This window comes from Streptomyces sp. 35G-GA-8, assembly GCF_023534745.1.
Classification (GTDB): Bacteria; Actinomycetota; Actinomycetes; order Streptomycetales; family Streptomycetaceae; genus Streptomyces.
In genome coordinates this window covers 154312-175095 of the sequence record NZ_JAMHJQ010000016.1, presented here as the reverse complement: position 1 = coordinate 175095, position 20784 = coordinate 154312, and the positions used below count along the sequence as shown (strand labels likewise).

General features: G+C 71.3%; 15 protein-coding genes. 11 read left to right on the top strand and 4 right to left on the bottom strand.

Annotated elements, in window-relative coordinates; all coding sequences use genetic code 11:
* Nucleotides 1–39: 39 nt before the first annotated feature.
* Nucleotides 40–195 (bottom strand): hypothetical protein, encoded by a 156-nt coding sequence (locus M1203_RS31555; protein ID WP_249953244.1) that lies wholly within the window; start codon nt 193–195, stop codon nt 40–42.
* The gene (locus M1203_RS31550; protein WP_249953243.1) at nt 195–392 is read right to left on the bottom strand and encodes a hypothetical protein; all 198 of its coding nucleotides are present in this window, start codon (nt 390–392) and stop codon (nt 195–197) included. The genes M1203_RS31555 and M1203_RS31550 overlap by 1 nt, the downstream gene beginning before the upstream one ends.
* Nucleotides 393–1367: 975 nt before the next feature.
* Here M1203_RS31550 and M1203_RS31545 point away from each other — a divergent pair.
* From M1203_RS31545 to M1203_RS31505, 9 genes are all read left to right on the top strand, one after another.
* A complete protein-coding gene (locus tag M1203_RS31545; RefSeq protein WP_249953242.1) occupies nt 1368–2816 on the top strand; it encodes an MFS transporter in 1449 nt (482 codons plus the stop codon).
* Complete coding sequence (locus tag M1203_RS31540) at nt 2813–4855, top strand: alpha/beta hydrolase family protein (protein WP_374404454.1); 2043 nt, start codon at nt 2813–2815, stop codon at nt 4853–4855. Before M1203_RS31545 ends, M1203_RS31540 begins: the two co-directional genes overlap by 4 nt.
* Nucleotides 4856–5096: 241 nt before the next feature.
* Nucleotides 5097–7166, top strand: a complete 2070-nt coding sequence (locus M1203_RS31535) for a RiPP maturation radical SAM C-methyltransferase (protein ID WP_249953241.1) — start codon at nt 5097–5099, stop codon at nt 7164–7166.
* Between the two features lie 38 nt (nt 7167–7204).
* A complete protein-coding gene (locus M1203_RS31530; RefSeq protein ID WP_249953240.1) occupies nt 7205–7909 on the top strand; it encodes a DUF5825 family protein in 705 nt (234 codons plus the stop codon).
* A gap of 147 nt (nt 7910–8056) precedes the next feature.
* Nucleotides 8057–9853 (top strand): LPXTG cell wall anchor domain-containing protein, encoded by a 1797-nt coding sequence (locus M1203_RS31525; protein ID WP_249953239.1) that lies wholly within the window; start codon nt 8057–8059, stop codon nt 9851–9853.
* 441 nt (nt 9854–10294) lie between these two features.
* On the top strand, nt 10295–10807 hold the full coding sequence (locus M1203_RS31520) for a helix-turn-helix transcriptional regulator (protein ID WP_249953238.1): 513 nt from the start codon (nt 10295–10297) through the stop codon (nt 10805–10807).
* Nucleotides 10808–10860: 53 nt separating this feature from the next.
* Nucleotides 10861–11367 carry a hypothetical protein gene (locus tag M1203_RS31515; protein WP_249953237.1) on the top strand — a complete coding sequence of 169 codons (507 nt, stop codon included), beginning with the start codon at nt 10861–10863 and terminating at the stop codon, nt 11365–11367.
* Nucleotides 11360–12622: an MAB_1171c family putative transporter gene (locus M1203_RS31510; protein ID WP_249953236.1), complete on the top strand. Its 1263-nt coding sequence runs from the start codon at nt 11360–11362 to the stop codon at nt 12620–12622. The genes M1203_RS31515 and M1203_RS31510 overlap by 8 nt, the downstream gene beginning before the upstream one ends.
* Entirely contained in the window at nt 12619–13398 is a 780-nt protein-coding gene (locus tag M1203_RS31505; RefSeq protein ID WP_249953235.1) for an oxygenase MpaB family protein, read from the top strand. The genes M1203_RS31510 and M1203_RS31505 overlap by 4 nt, the downstream gene beginning before the upstream one ends.
* Before the next feature lie 39 nt (nt 13399–13437).
* Here M1203_RS31505 and M1203_RS31500 read toward each other — a convergent pair whose 3' ends face one another.
* Nucleotides 13438–14670, bottom strand: a complete 1233-nt coding sequence (locus M1203_RS31500) for a serine hydrolase (RefSeq protein ID WP_249953234.1) — start codon at nt 14668–14670, stop codon at nt 13438–13440.
* A 195-nt stretch (nt 14671–14865) separates the two neighbouring features.
* Nucleotides 14866–15786 (bottom strand): hypothetical protein, encoded by a 921-nt coding sequence (locus M1203_RS31495; protein WP_249953233.1) that lies wholly within the window; start codon nt 15784–15786, stop codon nt 14866–14868.
* 449 nt (nt 15787–16235) lie between these two features.
* On the opposite strand from M1203_RS31495, the gene M1203_RS31490 reads away from it, so the two are divergent.
* Nucleotides 16236–18575, top strand: coding sequence for an esterase-like activity of phytase family protein (locus M1203_RS31490; protein ID WP_249953232.1), 2340 nt, complete (start codon nt 16236–16238; stop codon nt 18573–18575).
* Between the two features lie 336 nt (nt 18576–18911).
* A complete protein-coding gene (locus tag M1203_RS31485) occupies nt 18912–19469 on the top strand; it encodes a DUF4232 domain-containing protein (protein ID WP_249953231.1) in 558 nt (185 codons plus the stop codon).
* Nucleotides 19470–20784 lie beyond the last annotated feature (1315 nt).

Sequence of the window (20784 nt, the reverse complement as noted above, 5' to 3'; positions counted from 1 at the left end):
CGGTCGTCGCACCGCCTCCGCTCGCCGTCCCTCCCGGGCTCACCGACCCTCCCGCGCCTGCCGGGCGGCTTCAGTGATCAGTTCCTTGAAACCCGCCTCGCGCGACTCCGCCGTCTCTCCGTAGTCGAAGCTGTGGGTGAACTCCGCGTGCGGCAGCACCGTACGCAGCCACACCGCGCCGTAATGGCCCGGCATCAGGCACGGCCGTCGGCGGCGGCGATGCGCGGGAGGGCGCGGTCGAGGGCGAGGAGCGAACGGTTCAGGAGAGCCACCGAGGAACTGACATACATGTCCGGGATCACCTCCGACAGTACGACCGCCTGTACGGCGCCGTCGGGGCGTACGCGCAACTCCGCACCCTTGTCGTCCCCCAGCCGTAGCCAGCGCTGCAACTGGACGGGTGGCGCGGCCCGAAGTGGTCGATACCGGGGTTCGCAGGATCGATCGGCTCGTTCACGGGCTCGTACGCTCCCAGGCGTTGACGGTGGCAAGCGGCAGATCTCAAATCTAGTGCCCCTCCCGGCAATGGCGCCCGCCCCACCTGGGCCGGCCACGACCAGGTGCCGCACGCAGGGCATCGCGTTCGTTTCCGGCCAATAAGTTGGGCGCGTAGCGCGGGCCGGTCTCGATTCGGGGGGTGGGATTCCGGATATCGCGTGGGCCGGGGCGCGTCCGCCGGGCTCCTTTCCGTACGGTCGTGACGCGCGCTCGTGCGTGTCGTGCGGCGGGTCGGCGGGGTGGCTGCCTTCACCACCGGGAAGGCTCGGTACGGCGCCGGGGGCCGGGGGGACGAGGGTGCGCGGCGGTGGTCCCGACGGTGCGCGGCGGACGTGAGCGGGCGCTGTGGCGTGCCGTGTGGTCCGGGCCGTGCGACGGCCTCCCGGCTCGTTCCCCGCGCTGTTCAGACGCCGTACCCCGCGCGGAGCGGGGAATTCCGGCTTATGTCCGGTCCAGTCGTGGACGATCCGGCCGACGATCTCCACGCGGCTCCTTCCGCGCGGATGATTTCTCCGGCGCCGCGAATGCCAAAGCGAAGCGGGAACCCCGGGCGCCGTGCCGTCGTGATCCGAATTCCCCGTGCCGGACGCGTGGTCGCGGGCGCGGGACGCGGTAAGAACCGACCGTTCCGATGCTGCTGTACGAAGGCCCCGGCGTACCCCTGTGCCGGCCGTGCGAAATCGAACCAGCCCTCGTCCGGGCGTCCTTGTTCTTCACATCGGGGCCTGGTTAAGCTCCCGAGCGTTGCAATTCCTGCACGTTTTCTGCGCATCTTTCTCTGCGCATCTTTGTCGAGAACAGCACTGAGAACAGCACTGCTTCGCATGTGACTTCGAGTCTGACGACGGCGGAAACGGGGAGGGCTGCGCGTGGGATCTTCTGTGCCCGAAACGGGTGGCTCGCGCGTCCAGGCCGTATCTCCCGTCCGGAGCAAGGACATCGAGCGTGATGTCCGGCTCTTCTGGTGTGCGAACGCCGCCGACTCCCTCGGCAGCCAGGCGTCCGGCGTCGTCCTGCCCCTGCTGCTGCTCGGGCTCGGCTACTCGCCCGCGGTGGTGGGGCTGGTCGCGGGGGTGTCCACGGCGACCGGGCTGGTACTCGGCCCGCTCGTTGCCGTACCGGCCGACCGGGGCGCGCGAAAGCCGGTGATGTTCTGGTCGGCGGTGGTCTCGGCGCTCGCGATGGGCTCCGTGGCCGTGGCCCTCGCCGTCGCCGAAGGACGGCCGTCGCTGGTCCATCTGCTCGCCGCCGTACTCGTGGAACGTACCGCCACCGCCTGCTACGAGGCGGCGGCGCGCGGCACGGTGGCCCTGATCTCCGCGCCCGAGAACCTGCCACGCGTCGTGGCCGGGCTGGAGGCGGGCGACCGCGGCGCCCTGGTCGCCGGACCCGCCCTGGGCGGCATGCTGTACCAGGCTTCGCGCGCGCTGCCCTTCGTGCTGGACGCCGTCTCGTACGCCGTCACGGCCGTGTGCGTCCGGGCCATGCGCTCGAACCTCAAGGCGGACGGCGCCGCGCCTCGCTCCGGGCGTCCCCCCGCGCCTCGCTCCGGGCCTCGCTCCGGGGGGCCTTCCGCGCGTCGTTCCGTACGGGGCACCTGGTCGGCCCTGGCCGCCGAGGCGAGCGCCGGATTCCGGCTCGTCCGGGCAACGCCCCTGCTACGGCTGGTCCTTGTGTGGACCACCGCCGTCAACGGCGTACTGGCCGCGCTGTACTACGACGCCGTCTTCACCTTGCAGGAGAGCGGCCACGGCGGCACGCCCATGGGCCTGGTCCTGGCACTGTCAGGCGCCGCCGGACTCGCCGGTTCGCTCGCCGCGCCCCGGCTCGTCCGTCGGCTCAGCCCCACGTGGGCGGTCGTGGCGGTGTCGTGGCTGATGATCCCGCTCGCCGCCGCGCTCGCGACGGCCGGGGAACCGTGGACGTACGGAGCGCTGTTCGGCGGGTTCTGCCTGATCATGCCGCTCGCCACCGTGATCCTCCAGGCCCGCGCCATCCATGGGACACCGCCCGAACTCCAGGCCCGCGCCGGCTCCGTGCTCGCCACCGCCGCGGGCGGGGCCGCCGCCATGGCGCCCGCGCTGGCCGGGCTGCTGACGGCACACGCGGGGGCCGCCGTACCCGCTCTCGTGTGCGCCGGGGTGCTGGCCCTCCTGGCGCTCCACACGACGTTCGGCGCCAAGCGCGTACTGGCGCGGGGTGTGCCGACGAGCGACGTGCCGACGGGAGACGTGCCGACGGGGGACGTGTCTGTGAGCGACGTGCCGGTGGGAGACGTGCCGGTGAGCGACGTACCCACGAGGGGGCGAGGCGCGTGACCGGCTCCCGTTATCAGGTCTATCTCGCCGCCCTGCCCGAGGTCTGTGCCGCCGATCCCGCGCTCATGGCGTTCACCGCCGACGCGGACGGCCGGTGCGAGGTCTTCGCGTGGGACGCCGCGACCGGCCGCGCCCGCCAGGTCACCGATCGGCCGGGAGGCACGCTGCACGGGACGATCGACCGGGACGCGAACGTGTGGTGGTTCGACGAGGACGCGCACGGCGAGGGCCGTTGGCGGTTCCAGCCCTTCCACGGCGGACCCGACCTCCCCGGACTGACCGGCGTGCCCCAGGGGACCCCGCGCGGGCTGGCCGTGAGCGACGACGGGACGGTCGCCATAGGGCTGGGGGTGGGGGACGGGCGTACGACCACCGTCCATCTGGGCCGCCGCGGCGGTTCCGCACGCGAAGTGACGCGCGTCGACCAGCACGCCACACTGTCCGGGATCACCGCCACGGCCGGTCTGCTGGCGATCAGTGGCCCGGCCGGTTCCGCGCACGCCGTGACCGTTCTCGGCACGGACGGCACACCGCGCGCCGTGCTCTCCGGCTCCGGGGCACACGGCAGACTCTGGTCGCTCGGCTTCGCGCCCACCGCGGAACGCGACGAACTGCTGCTGGTACGTGAGGACGACGACCGCTATCTGCTGGCCAGTTGGTGCCCCGAGACCGGGATCCGTACGTACGCGTGGTGCGCGTTCGACAGTGAGATCACCGCCCGCTGGTACCCCGGGGAAGGGAGCGGGGGCCGACAAGGGGGCGGGGGCGAGGGGCGCTCCGTCCTGATCAGGGAGGACCGCCACGGCCGCAGCACCCTGCACCGGGCCCGGCTCGACACCGGCACGCTCACCCGTGTGCCGACGCCGCCCGGCAGTCTGCTGGACGCGGCGCCGCGCGTCGGCGGCGACGTGCACTACCTGTGGACGGATACGGCCCACCCGCCACGTATGCACTCCACCGCCGGTACCGCGCTGCCGGCCCTCGGCACCGTGCCGGGGCGCGTACCGGGTGACCACCGCGACCTGTGGACGCCGACCCCGGACGGTCCTGTGCACACATGGCTCAGCCTGCCGGAGGGCCCTGGCCTCGACGAGCCTCAGGATCTCGACGAGGGCCCTGGCCTCGATGAGCGCCGGGGCCCCGGGAAGGGGCGGGGCCCCGGGAAGGGCCGGGGCACGCCGCCACCCGTCGTCTTCCTCGTACATGGCGGTCCCGCCGACCACGACCGCGACGCCTACGACGGCGTCGTGCACTCGCTCGTGGCCTCGGGTTTCGCCGTCGCGCGCGTCAACTACCGCGGTTCCACCGGCTACGGACCACGCTGGCGCCGGGCCTTCGGCGCGGGCGTGGGGCTCACCCAGGTCGAGGACCTGGTGGCGGTCCGCGCCGATCTGATCGGCCGCGGGCTGGCGCGTCCCGACGCCGTCGGACTCTGGGGCACCTCGTGGGGCGGCTATCTCACCCTGCTGGCCCTCGGCACCCGCCCCGGACTGTGGCAGGCGGGCGTCGCCGTCAAGCCCGTCGCCGACGGTGTCGCCGCCTACCGCACGACCACCCCCGCGCTGCGCACCCTGGACGAGCGGCTGTACGGGGGCACACCCGACGAGGTGCCCGAGGCGTACGCCCGCAGCTCGCCGATCCAGTACGCGTCGCGGGTACGGGCGCCGCTGCTGGTGGTCGCCGCGACCCGGGACGCCAAGTGCCCGCCCGGCCAGGTACGCGGCTACCTCGCCGCCCTCCGCGCCGCAGGCGCGCGCCACGAGTCGATGTGGCTCGACAGCGGGCACGACGGTTACGAGGGCGGTGACCACGTCGCCGTACTGCGCCGTGCCGTGGTCTTCCTCGACCGCGAGTTGCGCGGCCCCCGCGCGCCACGGGCGCCGGGCGCCCCGTACCGCGACCCCAAGACGCCCCCCGCCGACCGGAGGGGGGATTCCGGCCGCGCCCGTACCGCGGCGGCGGCCGGGACAGGTACCGCCGGACACACCGAGAGGAGAACCGCCCATGCAGAAGGACATCATCCACAACGACCCGCTTGAGGGTGACGAGGAGAACCGGAAGCCGAGCGTCGGCGTCACGGTCACCATCCCGTTCCGTAACGCGGAAGACGCGGAAGAGGACTGATCCGATCCAGGCCGGCCGGCCCGGCGGCCACCGATGCCGGGCCGGCCGGTCGTACCGCCACGACCGCGACCGCGGTCGGTCGTCCGAAACGCCCCCTGCTTCCGCCCCCTGCTTCCGCCCCCCTTCCGTCTTCCGGCCGTCCCACGAGGAGCTGACATGCGCGTACTGCTGGTCAACATGCCCTGGTCGCCCATCGACCTTCCGTCGCTGGCCCTGGGAATCCTCAAGCGGAGTGTGGACGAGCACGTGCCGGGCGGCAGTGCCGAAGTCCTGCACGCCAACCTCGAATTCACCGACTGGATCACCCGGCGCATGGAATTCACCGCCGAGGACTACGAGTACTACGCGCTGGCCTCCTACTTCATGGGCTGCGGCGACTGGGTCTTCTCCTCCGCGCTGTACGACGACCCCGCCTGGCGGGACGCCGAGTTCGCCGCCGCGATGAAAGGGAAGCTCGGCGCGTCCCGGATGCGGATGACCCGTGAACTGCACCGGATAGTGCCGGAATTCGTGTCCGAGATCGCTCGGCGGATCGTCGACGAGGCCCCCGATGTCGTCGGCTTCACCTCCACCTTCCAGCAGAACACCGCCGCGCTCGCGGCCGCCCGCCAGGTCAAGCTGCTGGCGCCGCACATCGTGACCGTCATCGGCGGCGCGAACTGCGACGGCGAACAAGGCGCCGCGGTCCACCGCAACTTCCCGTTCGTGGACTACGTGATACGAGGTGAGGGCGAGGCCGCGTTTCCGCGGTTACTGGCGGCGCTCGGCGAGAAACACGCGGAACGCGAGAAGCACGGGGAACCCGCGGAAGACACGGGGCACGCGGCAGACAAGGGGCACAAGGAGGACAAGGCACACCCGGACCTCTCCACCGTCTCCGGGCTGTGCCACCGCGACCCGGACGGCGTGAGCACCGCCAACGCGATGGCCACCAGCCCGCTGCCGCCCGCGGCCATCCTGCCGCCCGATTACAGCGGCTACTTCGAACGCCTCGGCGCCTCCGTGGCCCGTAACTGGGTCGAGCCCAAACTCGTGGTCGAGGGCGCCAGAGGCTGCTGGTGGGGCGAGAAGCACCACTGCACGTTCTGCGGACTCAACGGTTCCTTCATGCAGTTCCGCAGCAAGAGCCCGGACACCTTCTACGACGAGATCATGGAACTCGCCCGCCGCCACCGCGTGCTGGACATGTACGTGGTCGACAACATCCTCGACATGGGCTACCTCTCCACCGTTCTGCCCCGGATCATCGAGAGCGGATACGACCTGCGGCTGCATATCGAGATCAAGGCCAATATGCGCCGCGCCCAGCTCCGTACGCTCTCCGACGCTGGCCTGATCTACGTACAGCCGGGCATCGAGAGTCTCAACAGCCGGGTGCTGGACCTGATGGACAAGGGCGTCAGCGGCTGCCAGAACGTGCGCATGCTCCGCGACGGCGCGGAGACCGGCCTGTCGGTGTCCTGGAACTATCTGCACGGCTTCCCCGGGGAGAGCGCGGAGGACTACGACCCGGTCATCGCGCAGATACCGGCGCTTGAGCACCTCAATCCGCCGGTCGACCTCTCCGCCCGTATCGCCATCGAGCGGTTCAGCCCCTACTTCAACCGGCCCGAACTGGGCTTCTCCGGGCTGCGTCCCGAGGCGCACTACCGCTTCACCTACGACCTGCCGGAAGAGGAGCTCCACGGTCTCGCCTATGTCTTCGAGGCGCCGGAGCGCGGCATCGGCAAACCCACGGTCACCGCGCTCAACGCCGCGCTCGCCGCGTGGCGCAAGCACCACGCCGACGCGCGCCTCACGCAGGCCGATCTGGGCGACCGTATCGTCCTGGTCAGCAAGCGCAGGGCGTTCCAGTGGCGGGCGATGGAGCTGACCGACCCGTACGAGATCGCCGCGTTCCGGCTGCTGGACCAGCCGCACGCGCCGTCGGCCCTCGCCCGCAAGGCGGCGGGCCGGGTGCCGGGCGGGGCGCTCCAGGAGGACGAGGTGCGGGAACTGCTCGATCGCTGGGTGGCGCTCGGGCTGGTCTTCACCGACAACGGGCAGTACGTGCATATCGCGCCGTCGGCGGTGAACGAGGACCTGCTGCGGCTGGACTTCATGCGGCACAGGCACGCGGCTCGGGCGGAGGGGGACGCGGCCGATACGGGGGTGCCGGTGCCTGACCCGGTATCCGCCTCCGCCTCCGCATCCGCATCCGCCGAGCCGCACATGACCGTTGTCTGATCCGTCGATTCGTTCAGGCGCACCAGGAGGCCAATCCGATGAGTTCCCGTTCCAGCTCCGGTTCCACCCTCACCCTCGCCCCGTCCGTCACCGTCTGGCGTGACTACGACCCCGTCGCCTGCGCGCTGCCGGGGATGTTCCTCGGCGACATCGCGCTGACCGGCCCCGTCCCCGAGGAGTGCGACCGGCTGTGGGAACTGGGCGCGCGCCGCGTCCGGCTGTCCGGCGTCGCTGATCTCACGGACACCGGAACGCCGGAGGGGGCGGCCCGTGCCGTACGTACCCTCAGCCTCGTGAGAGATCTGACGGCCCGTGCGGTACTGGTCGAGTGGGATCTGCGCCCGGATCCGGAGCGGGGGCCGACGGCCGCCGAGGAGATCGGCCGGCTCCTGAGCCATCTCCAGCCGCCGCAGCGGATCGAGGGGGTGGACCCGGCGGCGGCCGACGACGCGCTGCGGACCTGGCGCAACGGCCACTACCTCGGCAAGTGCCTCTGGCGGCAGGGGCCGGGCTTCGTCCAGATCCGCGACCGCCGCTGGGGGGATCTCCGCCGGTTCACCGTGGACGAGCCGCACTACCAGGAGGCGATCGAGCACTTGGCGTACGGCGCCCCCGCGGCCTCCGTGCCGGCGGACGCGCTCGCCGATTTCCGCGAGGAACGTCTCGTTCTCGCGGTGGGCGAAGTGGAGTGGTGGCTGCCGTACCGCGTCAACCGCTGGATACAGGAGGCGATGACGATCTGAGGGGAGGGGAGGGGAGGGGAGGGGAGGGGAGGGGCGGCGGGGCGCGGGGATACGGAGTGTTCACCTCCGCACAACCATTCATTGAGCCCGTCTGTCGCACAGGACATCTGGAAGCCAACGTCCGGTAAACGGAAAGGTATCCGCGAGATGTCACTCCTCAGTCGCCGTCGATGGCCGGGCACCCCGATCGCCGTCGGGGCCGCCCTCCTCGGCGCCCTGCTCGTCGGTGCCCCGGCCCAGGCGGACCCGGCGAACCCGGTGAACCCGTCGGCCCCGGCGAACCCGTCGGCCCCGGCGAACCCGGCGGGTCCGACGGGGCCCGCCCAGTCGACCGGCGCGCGGGCCGCCCAGGCGGACCGTCCCGTCCTGAAGTTGCACGTCGTCCGGAACGAGGTCGGGCTGCCGCAGCCCGCCGAGAGCGATCCACCGCAGATCAGTTGGGGCCTCCCGGGCGACCCCGGGGGCGGCACCGCCAAGGACGTGGTCGTCAAGATCGATGTGTCCGGCATCTTCGCCTTCACCGAAATCCTCGGCTCCGGCTGCCCGGACGACGTGTGCGCGTGGCCTGTCGGGGACCTCGCTCCGGACGGCTACGAGGGCGGGCTCATCGAGATGAGGGCCAAGCCGGGCGCCGCGCTCGGTACGACGGGTACCGCCCGGGTCTACGCGACGTCCTCCAACGCGACCGTCATCGAGACCACCGTGAAGGTCACCGTCGGCGCGGTGGATCTGGTCGTGAGCCGGCTCACCGACACGGAGACCGCCCGGCCAGGCAGCACGCTCGACGCCCCGATCACCGTCGCCAACACCGGCTCGCTGACGGCCCAGGGCGTGGAACTGCGGTTCGGCACCTCGCACGAACTCGCCTTCGCCCAGCGGTTCTCGAACTGCGTCTACGGCACCACCGACCTTCCGTCGGGCAACGGGCGGCAACTGCCCGAGGCGGTGTGCCGGATCAGCACACCCGTTGAACCGGGCAAGCGGTACCGGCTGTCCACGCCCGTGGGCTTCGACGTCAAGAAGACGGCGCTCTTCGAGTTCGTGGACTACGAGGTGACGCCCCTCGGCGCCACCGTGCCGACGAACGCGAAGAGCGGTGACGGCTCCGGCAACAGCAACAGCAACAGCAACGGCAACGGCAACGGCAACGGCTCCGGCTCCGGCAACGGCTCCGGGCCCGTGCTCGCGCTCGTTCCGGACGGAAGCGTTCCGCCCGGCGGGTCCTTGACGGACCGGTGGCGATGGATCGTCAACGCGGTCAACACCGCCGACCTCGATGTCACCGGGGACACCGTCACCGCCGATCCGGGCGACACCGTCACCCTGGCGGCGAAGATCCGCAACGACGGCCCCGCCTCCGTCGACCTCATCACCACCGATGGCCAGATCTCGCTGCTGGTCAACATCCCCAAGGGCACGACGGCGGTGAAGGTGCCGGAGCGCTGCCGCCTCTCGAACAGCGACGGCATGGGCGAACCTGATCCCGACGCCCCCGCCTACCTCTGCTGGATCGGTTCGCCGTTCCCCGTGGGCAAGGTCGCGACGCTGCCGTTCGTGTTGAAGGTCGACGAGGACGCGCCCGCGACGACCACCGGCGTCGTGCGTCATATGTCCGAGTGGGGCGCGGAGTTGACCTTCGACACCAACAAGGCGAACAACCAGGCGTTCTTCACGGTGAATGTGACGGACGCCGCCGGCACCGGCGATTCGACGGGCGGTTCGGGCGGCAACGAGCCCGAGCCCCAGACCACGGTGAGCGCGACCGCACAGCCGAACACCACCGCGGGCACGGCAGGCACCGCGGGCGGTGGCACCGGCGCCCTGGCCCAGACCGGTGGCGCCGGTACGCCGACGATCGCCCTGGCGAGTGCGGGCGTACTCGCGGCGGGCGCCGCGCTGTTGGTCGTGGCCCGCAGGCGCACGGCGGCCCGTACAGCGGTCTGACGCGCACAGTCAGGCCCCGGGCCCCGTAGCCCCCGGGCTCCGTAGCCCGCAGGCCCCCATAGCCCCCCAGGCCCTCATGGCCTCCCAGGCCCTCATGGCCGCCCTCGCCCGGCCGCAGCCGTGGCGAGCGCGCCATGAGGGCCTCAGGACAGGCCCTGGCAACCCGGCTCCGGGCACTGTTGCCCACCCCCGTGGGGCAGCGGTGCCCAGCGCCCGCGGTGTCAGGTCCCGCTTTGGGGTCTCCCATGACGTGCACGCGCCAGCGTCGTCGATCCTGCTACCTGCGCCGAGCAGAAGTCAACTATTGTTGATTACACGGCTGATGGACGACAGTGATTCCGCACGCGGTGCGCCTTTTGGCCCGCTTATTCGCAACGATCGTGTAAATCGGTACGACGGTGTGATCCCCGCCGATGGCCGAAGAGTTCTATGATCCGGCACATGGCCACCGATTCTCCACGCTCAGAAGCGTCGGCTCTGCGATCCGGCGACACTGGCGACGCCGGCAACAGTGGGGACAGCGGGGCCAGCGGCGAGCCGTCGGAGCCTCTGGACTTCGCCGCTCGCTTCCGGCGTGTGATCTCGGTGATCTACCCGAAGGATCTGGGCCGCCCCTGGCGCGACTCGGAGATCGCCGAGGGGACCGGCCTGAGCGGCACGTATATCGGGAACCTCCGCAAGGGCACACAGAAACCCAGCCTGGAGAACGCGGTGAAGATCGCCAAGTTCTTCGGCATCCCGCTGGACTACTTCAGCGACTCCGCCACTGCCCAGGCCGTCGAGCGGGACCTGCGGAAGATCGAGGCGCTGCGGGACGCCCGGGTGGAACGTATCGCGATGCGGGCGGCCGGCCTGCCGCCGGAAATGCAGGACGCCGCCCTCACTGTTGTGGAACAACTACGGAAGGCGGTCGGACTGCCCGACGGCCGCCCCGACGGCCGCCCCGACGCGTGACCGAATACCAGCAGACGCCATTGGGGCACTGGCGGCTGGCTGATGGGGAGATCGTGCGAGATCTTGGACGTACCCGCCGCCGGATGCGGGCCATGGTCAGAGAGCTGGATCTGCCGCGGCTGAGCACGGTCGAGGAGCTGTGCGCCGCGGTCGCCGACCGGTCAGGGCGTCCCGTACGGCTCGTTCCCCGGCGGATGCGGGTCGACGAGCCGTCGGGGTTCGTCGAACGCCGCGCGGAATCCGACGTGATCTACTTCGAGCAGGAGACCTCGGATCTGCACCAGGCCCACATCATCTGCCATGAACTCGCCCATCTCCTCTGCGGGCATCTGGCCGAGGCCCCGGCGGCCGACGAGGACACGGCCCATGTGGAACTGCCCACGATCGACGCCGACATGATCCGGCTGGTCCTCGGCCGCTCGCACTACGATGGTGCGGCGGAAGAGGAAGCGGAGATCCTGGGGGCCGAGTTGACGCGCATACTCGTGCTGGCGCCCGGTGCCGGGACGACGTCCCAGCTGGCGCCCGCGCTGGAGCACCGCAAGGGACAGCATGTCTGAGGGCGGCGCGTCCGGCATGTCCGAGGCGCCGTTCAACGCGGTCTACCTCGGTATCGGCACGGTCGCCTGGGTCGTGGCCGTACTGAAGTTCCGCGCGTGGCGGCGGGATCCGTCCCACGGTCTGCTCGTCGTCGCCGTGACCATCGCGGCCCCGGCGACCGCGTTCGTGGTGGCGTCCCCGGTGCTCTACCGGCTGATCGACCGCCTCACGGGCCGGGGCAATCTGGCGACCCTGCTCGTCTATCTCGGCATCACGGGCTTCTCCGCCGCCGCCGTGGTGCTGGCGCGGATGTGGACGCCGCCGAAGGAGCGCACCGGCGCACGGGTGTGGGACGGGGCGACCGCCGACACCTGGCGCTGGGTGCGACGGCGGCTCGCGGTGTTCGCGGTGCTGGTCCCGGTGATGATCGTCCTGTTCTTCACGGGGGGAGCGGTCAGCCCGGAGACGCCCCTCACGTTCGACACCACCTTCGCGACGATTCCGCGGATCGCGGTGTTCCTCATCATCTACCAGGCGCTGTTCGGCTTCGCGCTGATCGACATCAGCCGGGTGTGCTCCGGGCACGCCTCCGGGCTGCCGTACGGGTGGCTGCGCCGAGGCATCCGGCTGATCGCCGTCGGTGGGCTGGTGGCCTGCGGCTATGTGGTGTGCAAGCTCATCGCGATCGGTGCGGCCTTCGCGGAGGTCGACGGCGTGGAGTGGCTGAGCACCGCCGTGGGCCCCGCGTTCGCCGCGCTCGGGGCCGTACTGATCACCGCGGGGTTCGCAGGACCGGCCGTCGCCGCCTGGACCCGCCGGCGCCACGACTACCAGGCCCTGCGCCCGCTGTGGGATCTGGTGTACCGCGCGGACCGTCGGCTGGCCCTGGAGGCGCCCCCGTCGGCCTGGACCGAGCGGCTGGCGTTCCGGGACCTTGAGTGGCGTACCGCGCGGCGTGGACTGGAGATACGCGACGGGCAGTTGACGCTGCGGCCCTGGGTCGATCCGGCGGTGATCACCGCGGCCACCGCGGTCGCCGAGCGGGCCCGCCTCGACGACGGCGACCGGGCGGCGCTGATCGTCGCCGCCGCGCTGCGCTTCGCCGGCGAGGCGCTGAACGCCGGGACCCCGCCGCGCCCGCGCGAGGACCAGGCCCCACTGCCCGGCCTGGACGCGGAACCGGCCGAGGAGCGCGCGCACTTGGTACGGGTCGCCCGCTATCTGTACGCCCCGCTGACCCGCGAGGCGCTCGCCGTCGCCACCGCCGCCGAATGACCGCCGGAACGCGCGGCGATTACCGCGCCTACGCGCGACTCGTCCTGGAGACGATGCCGGAGGAGTCCCGGATCGGACTCACCCTCGGCTTCGTCCGTACCTTCGGCATCCCGGACATCGCCCACGTACTGGCTGCCACCGGCCGGATGACGAACGAGCCGCGCGGCCGGGCCAAGGCGACCGGCGTGGCCATGTTCACGCTGATCGGACTGGGCCTGGACAGTGCGGAGGGCCGGCGGGTCGTCGAGGGTCTGCGCCGGGTCCACGACCGGCCCGGCATCACGCCCGAGCTGATGCACTACGTACTGGCCTGCTTCACCGTCTGCCCGCTGCGGTTCATCGACACCCACGGCTCCAGGCCCGTCACCGAAGCGGAACGGGACGCGGCGTACACCTTCCACCTGGCCCTCGCGAACGCGCTCGGCCTGCCCGATCCGACCGGCGACGGGGCCGACGACGGGGACGGGGACAGGGCCGGGGGCCTGGCCGCCGTGGAGGGCTGGATGCGCGACTACGAGACCCGCCACTTCGCCCCCACGGAGGCGGGCCGCGCGCTCTGGGCCGCCACCAGCAAGGGCCTGCTGGCGGCCCGACTCCCGGCCCCCCTGGCCCCACTCGCCCCGGCGGTCGCCGCATCACTCCTGGACCAGCCGCTCCGCACGGCCCTGACGGTACGCCGCCCACCGGCCCCGATCCGCGCCCTGGTCACCATCGCGCTCCGAGCCCGCGCCCGCTCGCGACAACGCGGCGAGGGTGCCGGGAGCGTAGGGGGCTGACCAAGGGACCGCGACTACCTGCGGCCACCCCGAGGGGGCTCAGCGGCACAGCGCCGCGTCCACCGCCTCGTCCACCTCCATCGCCCCGGCCAGGTCCGTGGGCAGGACGGTGACGGAGACGTTGACGGACCGGCCCGAGTCCGTGACTCCGCCGCGGGTCTCGTAGCCGGGGATGTCGCCGCCGTGGCCCCAGGCGAGGCCGCCGCAGGACAGCGGCTTGCTCATCAGGCCGAGTCCGTAGCGGGTGCCGGGGACCGGGTCGCCTTCGGCCGGGACGGTGGTGCGCATCTCCTTGAGCTGGGCCGGCTTGAGCAGGCGGCCGTCGAGCAGGGCGGTGAAGAAGCGGTTGACATCGCTGTTGGTGGAGATCATGGCCCCGGCCGCCCAGCCCCAGGAGGGGTCCTGCTCCGAGACGTCGCGCAGCGGGGCGCCCGGCTTGTCGGCGTAGTAGCCCTTGGGGTGCTTCTCGCGGATCGTCATGTCACCGGCCGGCGGGAAGTAGGTGTGCCGGAGCCCGATCCGTTCGACGACCCGCTTGTTGATCTGCTCGGCGAGCGGACGGCCGGTGATCTTCTGGACGAGGAGCCCCGCGACGATGTAATTCGTGTTGGTGTACTCCCACTTGGTGCCCGGGGGGAAGGATGCCTTGCCTTCGAGGGCGAGGTCGAGCAGCTCCCGCGGTTCGGCGTAGCGGTGCTGGAACTCCGCGAAGTTCTCGGCCACGGCCTGGGAGTACTCGGGCAGCCCGCTGGTGTGCTGGAGCAGCTGCCGTACGGTGATCCGACGGCCGTCGACGCCCTCGCCGCGGAGGAGGTCCGGCAGATAGGTCTCGATCGGCGCGTCGAGGTCGATCTTTCCCTCGCCGACGAGTTGCAGCACCACGACCGCGGTGAAGGTCTTGGTGTTGCTGCCGATACGTACCTGCCCGTCGGCCGGGACCGGAGCGCCGGTCGCCAGGTCGCCGACGCCGGCGGCGTACGTGCGCGTACGGCCGTCCCGCTCCCGCGTACTGATGAGCGCGGCGGGACGCTTGCCGTCGGCCACGAGCCCGTCGGCTATCTTCTGCACGCCCTTCCGCGTGTCCTGCCGCGCCACCGTCTTCCCGGCCCCCGTGCTCTCGTCGGCGTAGGCCGCGCTGTACGCGGCGGGCAGACCCAGCCCGGCGACCAGCGTGAGGGCGATCAGGGCGGCCGTCCTGCGCCGGGGGGCACTTCGCCGGGGGTCACCGCGGCGGGCGGAAGCGGAAGCCGGGGCAAGGGTGTTGTCGGACATGCGGGGGCTCCTCCAGGGCTGACTGGCCGGCCGGACGCGTGTGCACCGGCATGTCCTCAGCTTGTCCGTGCCGGGCATGCCACGGGAATGTGGCCTGCTCCCGGAAGGGGGGTGGAGCAAGGACCACCCCCCAGGGGGTGCGATCCCCAGGCCGTGCGTACAGGGCGGTGAGCGCCGCCCGTCAACTCACGCGGCCTATCGACCGATGCACAGGACGAGCAGACAGAGCCGGTCCGGAGGCGTCGTCGTCGGCGCGGGACTCGGGGGCGGTGTGTCCGCCGCGGAGTCGTCGGCGGGCGGGGGAGGTGCGGGGGCACTGACAGGGGGAGGAGGCGTGGCCGTCTGCGAGGCCGGGGGAGCGGCGGCGGGCGGTTCGTCGGCCGTCACGGGCGTGGTGGTGCGCGGCGGCTGCGTGCTCGTCGTCGCTGTGGGGCGGGCGGCGACGGCGGTCGGACGCGTTTCCTTCGTAGCGGTCCTGGTCACCACGGTGACGGACTTCCGCGGTGGGCCGGTGATCGCGGACGAGTCGGCGCCGCCGCCGGATTCCCGCGGATCGCGGGTGCGCGGCCGTACGGACGACGAGTCGGTCTCGGTGGCGTCCGTCCCGATCGTGGCCGTGGCCTTCGGTTCCGGTGTCATGGACGCCTGTGCGTCGTGTCCGGTCGAAGGCCGGGACGGCAGCACGGCGAGGGTCAGACCGCCCCCGACGAGCGCGACGGTCGACGCGACCACGGCCCGGCGCCGCTGCTTCTTCCAGCGCGCCAGCTGGCGGCGCCGCTCGGCGCGGCCCTGTGGCGCGGGGATGGCGTGCTCCGGGCCGTAGGACGCCCCGGAGCCCGACGCGTCCGCCATCGGGTCCGCCATCGCGTCCCCGGAAGCGATGGGGGCGCCGAAAGCATCGGGAGCGGCCGGGTCGGCATCGGGGTGAGGAGCGCCGTAGTGGTCCGCCGAAGCCGGCAACTCCCGCGTCCGCCACGCCTCCGCCGCCGTCACGGTCGTGGGTGCCGCGACGCCCTGCCGGTGGCCGGGAGGCGCGATGTCCGGTGCGTACGCGCCACACCCGGGGCACACCAGGGCCCCGTTGAGGGTCCGACGGCACGAGGAGCAGTAGTCCATCCGCGATCTTTCTGTGCTGCCTGCGCCGCCAGGAGATCCGGCGGCCTGTTCAAGTTCGCACTCTTGATCGAGCGTGCAACAAGGTAACGGCACCTGCGGGAGGCTGTGCGAAGTCCGTGTGTTGCTCTCGCGAAGATTGTTCGCCGAGCACCATCCGGGCCCAGGCATGCCTCGCCCGGTAGTCGTTGTTGAGTCGGGGGTACCGCCCCCGCGTGAGCAGGGACAGCGCGCCGAGCGGCTGCCGTCCGGGGCGCGGGTGCAGCCACCGGCGACGGTGCCCACCGCCAGGACCACGACCCGCCACTCACCCGTCCGGTGCTGGGCCGCTCCAGCGGAGCGGGTACTCGTCGGCAACGACGATCCTCGTCGGCTGTTCATCCGAGCGCCGTTCCGTGCTCGCCCGCAGGTGGGACGATCCTGCCCGATCACTGTCGTGCAACGGAGAGATGATGCCCCCTAAGAGAACCTACGCCGCGCTCGCAGCCGTAGCTGTCGCCGCCGGCATGCTGGTCGGGACGGGCGCGGCGAGCGCACATCAGGAGTCGCGCCTGGACTCTCACCGGGATTCGCACCAGGAGTCGCGGCGGTCGGTCGCCTTCGACCGCACCGCGACCTTCCCGGTCTTCCAGAACCGGCCGGCCGGCGAGGACCCGGCCTCCCCGACCGTCGCCGAGATCTCGGCGGCCAGTGAGGACGGCCGGACCCTGGTCTACACCGACGCGTTGGCCCGGCGGATCGGCTTCCTCGACCTCAGCGACCCCGACAAGCCGCGCGGGCTCGGGACGCTGTCGCTGGCCGAGCTCGGCAACGTCGAGGACGAGCCGACCTCGGTGGCGGTGGTCGGCCAGTACGTTCTGGTGGTGGTGAACACCAGCGCCGACTACACCCATCCGTCCGGCCGGCTCGACGTCATCTCGCTGCGCGACCGCCGACGGGTCGCGAGCCATGACCTCGGCGGCCAGCCCGACTCCATCGCGATCAGCAAGGACAAGCGGTACGCCGCCATCGCGATCGAGAACGAGCGCGACGAGGAGGCGACCCCGCCCGGCGGTGAGGAGGGCGACCTGCCCCAGCTTCCGGCCGGCTTCGTGCAGATCGTCGACCTCAAGGGCGACTCGCCGAAGCAGTGGCGTACCCGGGCCGTGCCGCTGACCCAGTCGAACGGCAAGGCGCTGCCCGCCCTGGTCGCCGCCGGGATCACCGAGCCGACCGACCCGGAGCCGGAGTACGTCTCCATCAACCGCGACAACCAGCTCGTGGTGACGCTGCAGGAGAACAACGGCATCGTCACGCTGGATCTGCCGACCGGCAGGATCACCAAGGCCTTCAGCGCCGGTACGGCGTCGGTCGAGGGCATCGACACCGTCAAGGACGGCACGATCGACCTGACCGGCTCGATCACCGACGTACCGCGCGAGCCCGACTCGGTGGGCTGGATCGACGACCGCTACGTCGCGACCGCCAACGAGGGCGACTGGCGCGGCGGCACCCGGGGCTGGTCCATCTTCGACAGCCGGACCGGCAAGGTCGTCTGGGACGCGGGCAACAGCTTCGAGTCGATCGCCGTGCGCTACGGGCTGCACAACGAGGACCGGTCCGAGAAGAAGGGCACCGAGCCGGAGGGCCTGGCGATCGCCGAGTTCGACGGTGTGCGTTACGCCTTCGTCGGCTCGGAGCGGAGCAACTTCGTCGCCGTCTACGACCTGAGCCGGCCGACCGCCCCGGTCTTCCGCCAGGTGCTGGCCACCACCAACGGCCCCGAGGGGCTGCTGCCGATCCCGTCGCGCGATCTGCTCGCGGTCTCCAGCGAGGAGGACGACGCCTCCGTCAACGTGCGCTCCTCGGTGAGTCTCTTCCGGCTGGGCAAGGGCGCCCCCGCGTTCCCGAGCATCGTCTCGTCGTCCGACTCCACCGGCGCGCCGATCGGCTGGGGCGTGCTCGGCGCGCTCTCCGCCGTACCCGGGAAGGCGCACCAGCTCTACAGCGTCACCGACGCCGCGTTCTCCACCACCAAGATCCTGACCATTGACGCGGCGCGGCAACCGGCCGTCATCACCCGGTCGTTGACCGTCAAGGACGCCGACGGCCGACCGGTCGGTTACGACGCGGAGGGCATCTACGCCCGGCCGCAGGGCGGCTTCTGGCTCGCGGTGGAAGGCGCGACCGGCGCGGGCAACAAGCTGGTACGGCTCAACAGCGCCGGACAGACCCAGCAGGTCGTGCCCCTGCCGGCGGATGTCGCCGCCGGGCTCGGGAGCCAGGGCTTCGAGGGAGTCACCGCCACCACCGACCGCAATGGCCGCGAGGTGGTCTGGGCCACGCTCCAGCGTGAGGTCAAGACCGACCCGGCAGGGGTCGTCCGGCTCGGCCGGTACGACGTCGCGGCCGGCACCTGGAGCTGGTACGGCTACCGGATCGGCACCACCACGACCCCGGGGGACTGGATCGGCCTCTCCGAGATCACCGTGGTCGGCGACAAGCTCGCGGTCATCGAGCGGGACAAGCTGAACGGCCCGTCCGCCAAGATCAAGCGGATCTACACGGTCGACCTGCCCAAGTCCGCGGCGCCGTCGGGCCAGTTGCCGGTGCTGCCGAAGAAGCTCGCCCACGACGTGCTGCCCGACCTGCGCGCGACGAACGGCTGGACCCAGGAGAAGCTTGAGGGGCTGACCGTGGCCGGTGACGGTGAGGTCTACGCCGTGACCGACAACGACGGCCTGGACAACTCCACGGGGGAGACCGTCTTCCTGCACCTCGGCTCCAGCAGGAAGATCTTCGGGCGCGACTGATCCCACCGCGGCGCTCCCCGGCGCCGCCTCGGACAGCCGTCCCGCACAACAGAATCCCGAACGGCCGCCGGCGATCCGCCGGCGGCCGTTCGCGGTGTTCCCACCGTTTCCGTGTCCCCGCCGTTTCCGTGTTCCCACCGTTTTCGTGTCCCGACCATTTACGTGTCCCAGCCGCACGTCCCAGGCAGATGGCGTCTGTGCTGGTCAGAGGCCATTCCGGCATTCCAGCGTCCCGCAGTTCCTGGCTGTTGTGGCGGGCGGGACGGATCGCGGCAGAAGCTGTGGCCGTCCGGTCAGTCCGCCGGACGACCGCACTTCCACGACATGGAGCTCCCGATGCTTTCGCGCCTCGCCACCCGTACCGCCCGCATCGTCCTGACCGCCATCGCCGCGGCGAGCCTCACGGCCGCCGGCACCGCCACCGCCCTCGCGGACAACAGCGGAGCAGCCGGATCCACCGCCGACGCCGCTCAGAAGGACGGCTGGGGACAGGTCTGCGGAACCAACGACCTGACCTTCAAGGTCCGCGAGGAGACGCAGGCGGGCGGCTACTACCTCGTCACCGCCAAGGCCAAGCCCGGCATCACCTGCTACCTGGAGGGCACCATCCCCTCCGCCGCCTTCGGCTCCGCCCCCGACACCCAGGCATCCCCCGCCGAGCAGGCCGTCACCGACACCATCAAGCTCTCCGGCTCCACCGCCGCCTACGCCGGCATCAGCCCCAAGTCGACCAACACCGACTACGGCAAGGAGTTCCGCCGGCTCATCGTCGCTGTCTCGGGCGACGAGACCAACGCCGTCTCCCTCAAGCTCCCCAGCACCGTCCTGGTCGACGAGCCCATCACCACCAACTGGCACGCCAAGCGGGCCGACGCCGTCCCGTTCGTCAACTGACGCCCGTACGCCGGCCCCATTCCGACTCCGCGTCCGCGCCCAACCCCGCGCCCGCGTCCGCGCCGAGCTTCCCACCATGCAAGGGGGGGAAGCCCGGCGCGGAGGCGGTCTACGTGGGGATGGGCTTGGTCTGAGTGCAGTTCTTCCATTCGACCCAGGGCCGGGCGCCGCCGCTCTTGGGGCCGGTGGCGTAGGTGGGGTTGCCGGTGATCGTCTGGTTCTTGGACTCGTGGGTCATCTCGATGCCGAAGATCTTGAAGCCGAGGGAGATCTGTCCTGCGGAGAGCCCGAAGCCGATGCCGAGCGAGGCGTTCCACCAGTCGGTGTTGGCGTTGTAGTCGAGCCTGCTGAGCTTGCCCTTGTCGTGCAGGAGCCGTTCGAGGTCGCTGGCGTCGGAGTCGGGTACTTCGGCCGCGTCCGAGGGGGAGGGAAGCGGGTTCTTGGCGGGGTTCCCCTTTCCGCGCAGCCAGTCCTCGACGATGGTGCTGTCGGTGTCGTTGTCGAGGAGGAGTTCGGCCGACTCGGTGTGGATCTGCGATTTGGTGGATCCGCCGCCGCCACCGACGTCGATCGTCACGGGACCGGCGTTGGCGCCTCCTTCGATCTTGAGGCCCGTGCCGTCCCCGGCTTCCTGGCTCGTGGTGATGAGCAGTTTCTCCGGGCGGTGGGGGGCGCCGTCCTTCTCCTCCTGGTCGTAGGCCGCCGCGTCGTAGGTGACCGAGACCTGTTGCATCTTCTCGCCGGTGGCGACCCCGCCTATGCCGGCCGAGCCCTTGACGGTGAAGGTGTAGATGAAGGTGATCTTCCCGGCGTTCGGTCCGCTGTGGGACCGCATGACGACGACGTCCTCGGTCATCGTGCCGTTGAGTACTTCGCCGGAGATCTTGCCGAGGNAGCCCTTGACGGTGAAGGTGTAGATGAAGGTGATCTTCCCGGCGTTCGGTCCGCTGTGGGACCGCATGACGACGACGTCCTCGGTCATCGTGCCGTTGAGCACTTCGCCGGAGATCTTGCCGAGGTCCTTGGGGCCGTCGCTCTTCCCGGAGTCCTTGCCGCTCTTGCCGTTGCCCTTGAACTTTCCGCCGAAGCTGGCGTTGCCGGACGCCTCGATGGACGTCTTGGTGATGTCGACGTCCGGCGCCAACTCCGGGTCGAGATCGGGTTTTTTGGAGGCCGCGTCCTGGGTGCAGGCTCCCATCGCCGCCCCGGGGTTGTAGCCGCTCTGGAACTTGCAACCGTCGTTCGCCTTGAGGTACGCGGCGAACTGCTGCGCGTCCTTGAGATTGGCCTCCAGATCCGCCTGCGGATCGTCGCT

Coding starts and splice junctions, on each gene's coding strand:
- M1203_RS31555 (WP_249953244.1), bottom strand. CDS start 195: ATGCCGGGCCATTACGGCGCGGTGTGGCTGCGTACGGTGCTGCCGCAC.
- M1203_RS31535 (WP_249953241.1), top strand. CDS start 5,097: ATGCGCGTACTGCTGGTCAACATGCCCTGGTCGCCCATCGACCTTCCG.
- M1203_RS31530 (WP_249953240.1), top strand. CDS start 7,205: ATGAGTTCCCGTTCCAGCTCCGGTTCCACCCTCACCCTCGCCCCGTCC.
- M1203_RS31525 (WP_249953239.1), top strand. CDS start 8,057: ATGTCACTCCTCAGTCGCCGTCGATGGCCGGGCACCCCGATCGCCGTC.
- M1203_RS31520 (WP_249953238.1), top strand. CDS start 10,295: ATGGCCACCGATTCTCCACGCTCAGAAGCGTCGGCTCTGCGATCCGGC.
- M1203_RS31510 (WP_249953236.1), top strand. CDS start 11,360: ATGTCTGAGGGCGGCGCGTCCGGCATGTCCGAGGCGCCGTTCAACGCG.
- M1203_RS31505 (WP_249953235.1), top strand. CDS start 12,619: ATGACCGCCGGAACGCGCGGCGATTACCGCGCCTACGCGCGACTCGTC.
- M1203_RS31500 (WP_249953234.1), bottom strand. CDS start 14,670: ATGTCCGACAACACCCTTGCCCCGGCTTCCGCTTCCGCCCGCCGCGGT.
- M1203_RS31495 (WP_249953233.1), bottom strand. CDS start 15,786: ATGGACTACTGCTCCTCGTGCCGTCGGACCCTCAACGGGGCCCTGGTG.
- M1203_RS31490 (WP_249953232.1), top strand. CDS start 16,236: ATGCCCCCTAAGAGAACCTACGCCGCGCTCGCAGCCGTAGCTGTCGCC.
- M1203_RS31485 (WP_249953231.1), top strand. CDS start 18,912: ATGCTTTCGCGCCTCGCCACCCGTACCGCCCGCATCGTCCTGACCGCC.